Below are 7,711 nucleotides of genomic sequence, written 5' to 3'. Positions count from 1 at the left end.
GGATAAAAGGTGGTGTTGCAGAATAGGTTAACAAAATAAAATTTAAATAATGATAAAAATTTTATCTTTCAGCAAAAATTAACATCTCTATTTTAATTATTTTTATAATATCCTTAAATTTATTATGCATTCGTTTAAATTTATTCTACATTAGCTAATTTAAGCCAAAAATACTTTACAGAAAGTCCAAGTCTTGTTATACTAGATTAGAAAGAATATAACTTTCGCTGTTTAACTCATGCAATCTAAAAGATTGCAATTATCAAAGGCCATTACATAAGTAATGGTTTTTTATTTATGTAAATATATATTTACCATAAACTTTATTTACCTTTGATAAATAGCTTATTTTAAGTAAAGTAATAATATTATAAATTACTTTAGGAGGTTTTTTTTGTTAAAAAATAAAAAAATAGCAATTATTTTTTCAATACTTGCAATGCTTTTGTGGGGCTCAGCCATCCCTACCATAAAAACTACCTATATCGAACTAGGACTGACAGGCTCTGATACAGGAGCAAAGATCTTAGTCGCTGGAATTAGATTTTTTATGGCTGGCATTATAACACTTATCTATTTTTTGATATTTGATAGAAACTTTAGAGATTTCAAGAAGCTCGATTGGAAGTTCGTCATAATTTTAGGTTTAATTCAGACTAGTATCCAGTATCTTTTCTACTATATAGGTCTGTCAAACACATTCGGAGTCAAATCTTCAATCATCCAAGCAGCAAATTCATTTATAGTAGTGATATTTTCTGCCCTGCTTTTACCAGAAGATAAGATTAATTCAAAGATGATCTTAGCTCTCGTGATAGGAACTATTGGAATTATAATAACAAATACTGGAAAACCAATCGGCGGAGAAGCTATGAAGCTTACCGGCGAAGGGTTTATCATAGTTTCTACTTCAATAAATGCCTTGTGTACAGTCCTCGTGAGAAAGTACGGCAAGGGGATGAATGGCTATCTTCTTACAGGCCTTCAGTTTTTTGTAGGATCTATTATCTTAATTATAGTAGGAAGAAGCCTTAGTGGAGGATGGATTTCCTTTACAGGCAAAGCGGCTATCCTCTTAGTTTATGCAGCCTTCATTTCGGCAACTGCCTTTACTATTTGGACCCTAGTCCTTCAAAAACATTCCGCAAACGAATTTGGAATCTATAAGCTCTTTATTCCTCTGTTCGGATCTATCCTATCCGTTATAGTTCTAGGAGAAGTATTTACCCTAAGACTTGCCTTGGGTATGGTCCTAGTTTTATCTGCTTCTTCGATTTTAAATATGACAAAGAGGAAAAGTTAAAAAAAATATTCCTAAGTCGCAAAAGAAAAAGGTGATGAGCAGGATGATTTTCTGCTACATCACCAATTTTTTATCTCAATTCCATTATCTCTTCTATTTCAGAAGGATTTATTCCTACCATAGCCTCTCCTAAGTTTTTGCTTACTTCAAGGAGAACTTTTGGGTCATTGTATCCTGCCACAGCCTTTACTATAGCCTTGGCCCTCTTTTCTGGATCTCCTGATTTAAATATACCAGATCCAACAAAGACTCCTTCAGCTCCTAATTGTCTCATAAGGGCTGCATCTGCTGGAGTTGCTACTCCACCTGCAGAGAAGTTTAGGACAGGAAGTCTCTTGTTATCTCTTACATATTTTAATAGGTCATAGTCCACTTGAAGGTCTTTGGCCTTTGTATAAAGAGCGTCATCAGTAAGACCTGCTACTTCCGCTATTTGTGAATTGATCTTTCTTAAGTGTCTTACCGCTTGAACTACATCACCAGTTCCTGCCTCCCCCTTGGTTCTAATCATTGATGCACCTTCTTTGATTCTCCTAAGAGCTTCTGATAAATCTCTTGCTCCACAGACAAAAGGTGTTTCAAATTTTACCTTGTCGACATGGTTTTCATCGTCAGCCGGAGATAGGACTTCTGATTCATCTATGTAATCAATGCCTAAGGCCTCTAGAATTTGTGCCTCTACAAAATGGCCAATCCTAACCTTTGCCATAACTGGAATAGAAACTGCATCCATTATTTTTCCTATCATTTCAGGATCGCTCATTCTTGAAACTCCGCCAGCAGCCCTGATATCTGCAGGAACTCTTTCAAGAGCCATTACTGCAACAGCACCAGCATCTTCTGCTACCTTTGCTTGCTCAACGTTAATAACGTCCATTATTACTCCGCCTTTTAGCTTTTCGTTTATCTCAATAATTTTTTTATCCATTTATCTTCCTTTCATAAAACATTTCCATCTATATTATACAATAAATGTAAGATTATGTTAATTTTCTATTTATTTCTTGTATTTATTAAGAAAAACCACTAGCTTGTAAAGCATAGTAGCTGTTGCATTACTTGCTCCATTTAAGAATTAATACAGATTCTTTACAAATAATCCTCGTCGATCCTAATTTTTCTTGTAATACATAGGTGAATTTTCCTAAAAGAATTGTCTAAAGATCGCACGATGATTATTTATGGTTTTGCAAGAGCCCCGTCTTATATTATTCTCCTAATTTTTCCTTATAGGCTTTGACTAGGTCGTCTTCTGTGATGTCCTTTGCTCTAAGGTCTAGGACAATTTCTCCCTTGTTTAGCATGATTATCCTATCGGAGTATTTAACAACGTCTCTTAGGTTGTGGGAGATTAGGAGGGTTGTCATATTTTCCTTATCGATAAGGCTTCTTGTCATATCCATTATGTTTCGACTTGTCTTTGGGTCAAGGGCTGCTGTGTGCTCGTCTAATAATAAGAGGTCCGGCTTTTTGGCTGTCGCCATAAGAAGGGCTAGGGACTGCCTTTGTCCTCCAGATAGTAGGCCCGTCTTGGTGTGGAGTTTGTTTTCAAGGCCTAGCTTTAATTTCTTAAGTCTTCTTACTATTTCTTCTGTATCCGAGCTTTTCCTAAGAGATCTTAGGCCAAATTTCTCTCCTTTTTTTAGGGCTAAGGCCATGTTTTCGTAGATATCTAGGTTAGTCGCCACCCCGTCTTTGGGATCTTGGTTTACCTTGCCCATGTATTTAGCTCTTTTTTCTTCGCTAAGTTTGCTGATCTCTACCCCATTTACTAAAATCTGTCCCGAATCTAGGGAAAGGCTTCCGCTTATTAGATTCATCAGGGTAGACTTACCGCAGCCATTAGGTCCTATGATGGTTGTAGCAAGGCCTTCTTCGATCTTTAGGGAGAAGTCCTTAAATATTGTATTTTCTTCGCTTGTGCCTATGTTGAAAGTTTTGGAAATATTTTTAATTTCAAGCATTTTTAACCATCCTTTTGTATTTTCTATCAGCTAGGTAATTGTTGTAGGAAATAAAGGCTATGACAATTAAAGCTGTGATAAGCTTTAGGTCGTTTGGGTTAAGTCCCAAATAAATTGCAAGGCCTGATATAATCCTATAGACAATTGCTCCAAGTATTGCCCTTGAAGTATCTCTAAGCTTATCTCTAGATTTCATCAAGGTATCTCCTATAATAATTGAGGCAAGACCTGTCACTATCATGGCTGTTCCCATCTGTATATCGGCAAAGCCTTGGTAGTTGGCCATAAGGCCTCCACTTAGACCTATGAGGGCATTTGATAGGATGAGCCCCACCATGATAAAGCTATCAGGATTTTTACCCAATTGTTTGACAAGTTTTCTGTTATTTCCAGTAATCTTAAGTAGGTAGCCTGTCTCGCTTCTTAGGTAATAGTCGATAGCAAGTTTGATTACTAGGGTTAGGGCAAGTAGGATTGGCCATTTTGGGAGATTCCCAAAAATATTTGGATTTCCTGCTATAGGGATATTACTTGCCCCTCCTACCCTTAAGTTTATGGAATAAAGGATAGTTAGGGTTAGGATTCCTGAAAGAAGTGGGTCTACCTTAATCTTTTTGTAGAAAAAGTAGGTCAAACATCCTCCAAGTCCCCCGCATATTATAGCTCCCAAGATTCCAAGATAAGGACCCAGGCCCTTCTGGATTAGAACTGCTGCAACAAAAGCTCCCAAAGGATAGGTTCCTTCGAGCGAGAGGTCATAATATTTTAAGAATTTGTAGCTAAGCATGTAGCCCATGGCAAGGATTGCAAATATTAGTCCTATTTCTATACTTGCTCCTAGTGATGAAAGTAAGCCGGTCATTTCTTCTCCTTAGTCTATTTTTTCTGCATTCTTTAGTAAATCTTGATTTAAATCTACTCCCAAGGCCTTAGCAGTCTTGGTGTTGACAAGAACTTTGAGATTTTCTGCCATCTCGTAAGGAATATCTTTGGCATTTTTCCCATTTTTAAGGATCTCCGCTGCCATAGCTCCAGCCTGACTTCCAAGTTCTCTGTAGTTTACTCCTTCACTCATCAAGGCTCCGTTTTCTACGCTTCCTTCGTCATAGGCGATTGATGGGATGTTTTCCTTGGCTAGAGCCTCGCTTATAACTGGCATAGCATTTACAACGACATTGTCTGTTACTGTAACCATAGCGTCGATTTTGCCCTTAAGGCTTGCTATAGCTTGAGGAATGTCGTTTATGGATGAAACTCCTTGTTTTTCAAGCTTTAAGCCTCTTTCTTCTAGGGCCTTTTCCAAGGCTTCGATTTGAACTTGGGAGTTTTGCTCGTTGGTATTATACATTGTGCCAAATACCTTAGTGTCTGGATATAGGCTTAGGAAGTCATCTATAAGCTTTCCTGCTTCTACATAATCAGATACTCCTGTGATATTTTCTCCGCTAAGTCCTGCTCCTTCTGGGTCTGTTACTGCTACGAATAAAACAGGCTTATCTTTTATGGTATTGGCCACTCCTTGGGCTGCTGGTGTGCCTATGGTATAGATTAGGTCAACATCTTTATTCTTAAGGTCTGTCGCAAATTGCGGGATTAGGGCAAGGTCTCCGTTTGCCCTGTGGTCTATTAACTCATAGGAAATATTTTCGCTATCGAGCTTTTCTATAAAACCTTCTCTTGCTGCATCCAAGGAAGGGTGATCTGCAATTTGTACAATTCCTATCTTTGCCTTATCACTGGATCCTTCTCCAGCGCTTTTTTCTGTTTCATTCCCCTTGTTTCCACAAGATCCTAGCAGGGTCATAGCCAACATTAGTCCTAAAATTTTTTTGATTTTCATTATATCCTCCATAATTTCCGATAGACTTTTATCTAACAAAAAAACTCGCCCTGTATAGGACGAGTGTATTCGTGGTACCACCTAATTTCATAATCTAAAGATTACCTTGACAAGAGTCTATCAACTCCTTGCTTCTGATAACGGTAGCTTCCGTAATAGCTTACTAGATTCGGCTATTCTGCATACAGAGGGAATAAGTATATACTCCTTACAAGACTTGCACCAACCGTCTTTTCTCTTAAGTAATTCATATAAACTATCTTTCTGTAATCACATTTATTCTTTAACTAGATAATACATGCTCAAATGGACTTTGTCAAATATTTTTGATAAATTATTTGTCAAAATATATAATTACTCATATTTCAAAGTTGAATACAAGATTGCCTTAACAGCTGGTATCCTGTTTTCTGTCTGATCGAAGACCGTAGACTTCGCTGATCTAAAGACTTCATCGCTAACTTCCATTCCATCGAAGTCCATATCCTTAGGAAGTTTGGCAAGGACCTTTTGGGCAAGCTTGGATTTTTTGTCGTGGAAGGCTGGCAAGCAATGCATAAATATCGTATTATCCTTTGTCTTATCCATCACTTCCCTATCGACCCTATAAGGATAAAGATCCATAATCCTATCTACAGGCACGTCGTCTGCCTCTGTTAGGGCTATCCACATATCAGTATAGATTATATCAGCTTTTCCTATGGCTTCATTCAAATCTTCTGTATAAGTAATTTGAGACCCACTCTCTTTCGCAAAATCCTTAGAAAGCCTTATAAAATCTTCCTTAGGGAAATATTTCCTAGGACCTGCTGCTGTGAAATTTATTCCAAGCTTAGCACAAGTTATGGATAGGGAGTTAGGCATGATATCTCCGGGATATCCTAGATATAATAAATTAAGTCCCTTAAGATAGCCGAACTTTTCCCTTATGGTAAGCATATCTGAAATCATCTGACTTGGATGGGTCTTTTCTGTCATGGCATTATAGATTGGAACTTCCGTCATCTTCACAAGTTTTTCTAGCATATCCTGCTTGTTTCCCCTATAGACTATGCCGTCGTAATAGCGGTCGAAGACATTGATACTATCTTCGATAGATTCCTTCTCGCCGAGCTTGCTTGAATAAGAATTTATAAGACTTACTCCCATTCCCAAATCAAAGGCGGCAACCTCAAAGGAAGTTCTGGTCCTGGTAGAAGCTTCCTCGAAAAGAAGGATCAAATTTTGTCCATCAAGATACTTGTGGGGCCTTTTCTCCTTCTTAAGCTTCTTAAACTCAGCTGCCAAATCTATAAGATATAAAATCTCCTCCTCAGAAAAATCTTGCATATCAAGAAAGTTCCTACTTCGTAAATCAATTTCCATATATTTCTCCTTTGTTTTAATATACCTTATTTTTGATTTGTTATTAGGATGAAAACCTGCTAACAAAAGTCAAGGAGAAAATCGAATTAATTTTACTTTTCTACTTGTTATTTAGAGTTTAAATTTAAGCACAACAAATAAGCCGCTTACAATCGGCTTGTTTTAACTATAGCAATGTTAATTCTAGGCTACTTTTAATAACTTCTTTTCTTGTTTTGATGCCATAACTTTTGCATAGTAGGTTCTTAAGAATTTATTTAATCCTGCAAATTTACAAATCTTCTTAGCCTTTCCATCTTTTTCTTTTTTTACCATATACAGATATATATCATTTTCAGTATCTTTTGCACTCATCATGCATTTCATAGCTTGGTAACCTACTTTTCTTAGTATTGCATTTCCTCTTTTTGTTATTTTTCTCTGGTCTGCTTTAAAATTCCCTGACTCATATGGCGGTGAATCTATTCCTACAAAGGATATTAAACTTTTTTTGTTTTTGAATTTTGATAAGTCTCCAAATTCTGCTGTGATTTGTACTGCTAATTTATCTGATATTCCTGAGAATTTCTTCGATTCTTTATATTCTTCTAAGGGCTCGGCAATTTCTATCATTTGTGATAAAATAGTACGTAGAATTTGATTTATATGTTTTATCAATTCTATTCCTTCTTGTATGCTAGTCTTTATATATGAGCTACTAGAAGGTTGAGTTGAGATACTTTCCCCTGCGAGCTTGTATATGGATTTAGCTTTATCAGCATTAGGATGGTATCTCTTTTCTTTTGCCCAGTTTTTAAAATCATCTATGAATTTTTCTTCTGGTTTTTCTAATACTAGATTTTTATGCCACCATTTTTCTAAGAAATCTAATAGTTTGTCTTTTGAAAAGTCTCCTGAAGCGTGTGGAATTAGTTTTTTTATTCCTGGAAATGTTTGGTTTATTGTTTGATCTATGAAGTTCATTTGATTGATTCTTAATTCCATATAGTGCTGATAGGATCTGTTTAATTCTTTTAGGGTTCTGAAATTTTCTGTATCTACTTTGTATTCTTGTAATTCTTTCCAGTACATTAAGCCATATTCGGCTATTTGTATGGCATCTATATTATCATTTTTTGCTTTTCTAAAGTTGAGTACTCGACAAAACTGTTTCATTTTTAAGGGATTTACCACACTTACAAAGAATCCTTTGTCTTTTAATTCATAGAGGATTGGAAGATGGTATTTACCTGTTGCTTC

At 36.3% G+C, this 7,711-nt stretch carries 7 protein-coding genes and 1 other annotated feature; of the genes, 1 reads left to right on the top strand and 6 read right to left on the bottom strand.

Annotated elements, in window-relative coordinates:
• The first annotated feature begins 394 nt into the window (after positions 1 to 394).
• Positions 395 to 1,303 carry a DMT family transporter gene (locus RCH56_RS07075; protein ID WP_306484279.1) on the top strand — a complete coding sequence of 303 codons (909 nt, stop codon included), beginning with the start codon at positions 395 to 397 and terminating at the stop codon, positions 1,301 to 1,303.
• Between the two features lie 70 nt (positions 1,304 to 1,373).
• On the opposite strand, the gene pdxS is transcribed toward RCH56_RS07075, so the two are convergent.
• The 6 genes from pdxS to RCH56_RS07045 form a co-directional block, all read right to left on the bottom strand.
• Positions 1,374 to 2,231 (bottom strand): pyridoxal 5'-phosphate synthase lyase subunit PdxS, encoded by an 858-nt coding sequence (gene pdxS / locus RCH56_RS07070; protein ID WP_306484278.1) that lies wholly within the window; start codon positions 2,229 to 2,231, stop codon positions 1,374 to 1,376.
• Between the two features lie 280 nt (positions 2,232 to 2,511).
• Positions 2,512 to 3,267: an ABC transporter ATP-binding protein gene (locus RCH56_RS07065; RefSeq protein ID WP_306484277.1), complete on the bottom strand. Its 756-nt coding sequence runs from the start codon at positions 3,265 to 3,267 to the stop codon at positions 2,512 to 2,514.
• A complete protein-coding gene (locus RCH56_RS07060; RefSeq protein ID WP_306484276.1) occupies positions 3,260 to 4,129 on the bottom strand; it encodes an ABC transporter permease in 870 nt (289 codons plus the stop codon). The genes RCH56_RS07065 and RCH56_RS07060 overlap by 8 nt, the downstream gene beginning before the upstream one ends.
• 9 nt (positions 4,130 to 4,138) lie before the next feature.
• Complete coding sequence (locus tag RCH56_RS07055; protein ID WP_306484275.1) at positions 4,139 to 5,107, bottom strand: ABC transporter substrate-binding protein; 969 nt, start codon at positions 5,105 to 5,107, stop codon at positions 4,139 to 4,141.
• Between the two features lie 52 nt (positions 5,108 to 5,159).
• Positions 5,160 to 5,387: a binding site (T-box leader), on the bottom strand.
• Positions 5,388 to 5,461: 74 nt separating this feature from the next.
• Positions 5,462 to 6,472, bottom strand: coding sequence for an ornithine carbamoyltransferase (gene argF, locus RCH56_RS07050; protein WP_306484274.1), 1,011 nt, complete (start codon positions 6,470 to 6,472; stop codon positions 5,462 to 5,464).
• A gap of 183 nt (positions 6,473 to 6,655) precedes the next feature.
• On the bottom strand, positions 6,656 to 7,711 hold a 1,056-nt coding region (locus RCH56_RS07045; protein WP_306484273.1), incomplete at its 5' end, for a transposase.

It is taken from the genome of Anaerococcus sp., assembly GCF_030825785.1.
Lineage (GTDB): Bacteria > Bacillota > Clostridia > Tissierellales > Peptoniphilaceae > Anaerococcus.
The sequence above is the reverse complement of the archived record's forward strand: the minus strand, read 5'-3'. Positions and strand labels throughout refer to the sequence as shown.

Excerpts from the sequence above, each read along its gene's own strand:
- pdxS (WP_306484278.1), bottom strand. The coding sequence starts at position 2,231 with ATGGATAAAAAAATTATTGAGATAAACGAAAAGCTAAAAGGCGGAGTA.
- RCH56_RS07065 (WP_306484277.1), bottom strand. The coding sequence starts at position 3,267 with ATGCTTGAAATTAAAAATATTTCCAAAACTTTCAACATAGGCACAAGC.
- RCH56_RS07060 (WP_306484276.1), bottom strand. The coding sequence starts at position 4,129 with ATGACCGGCTTACTTTCATCACTAGGAGCAAGTATAGAAATAGGACTA.
- RCH56_RS07055 (WP_306484275.1), bottom strand. The coding sequence starts at position 5,107 with ATGAAAATCAAAAAAATTTTAGGACTAATGTTGGCTATGACCCTGCTA.
- argF (WP_306484274.1), bottom strand. The coding sequence starts at position 6,472 with ATGGAAATTGATTTACGAAGTAGGAACTTTCTTGATATGCAAGATTTT.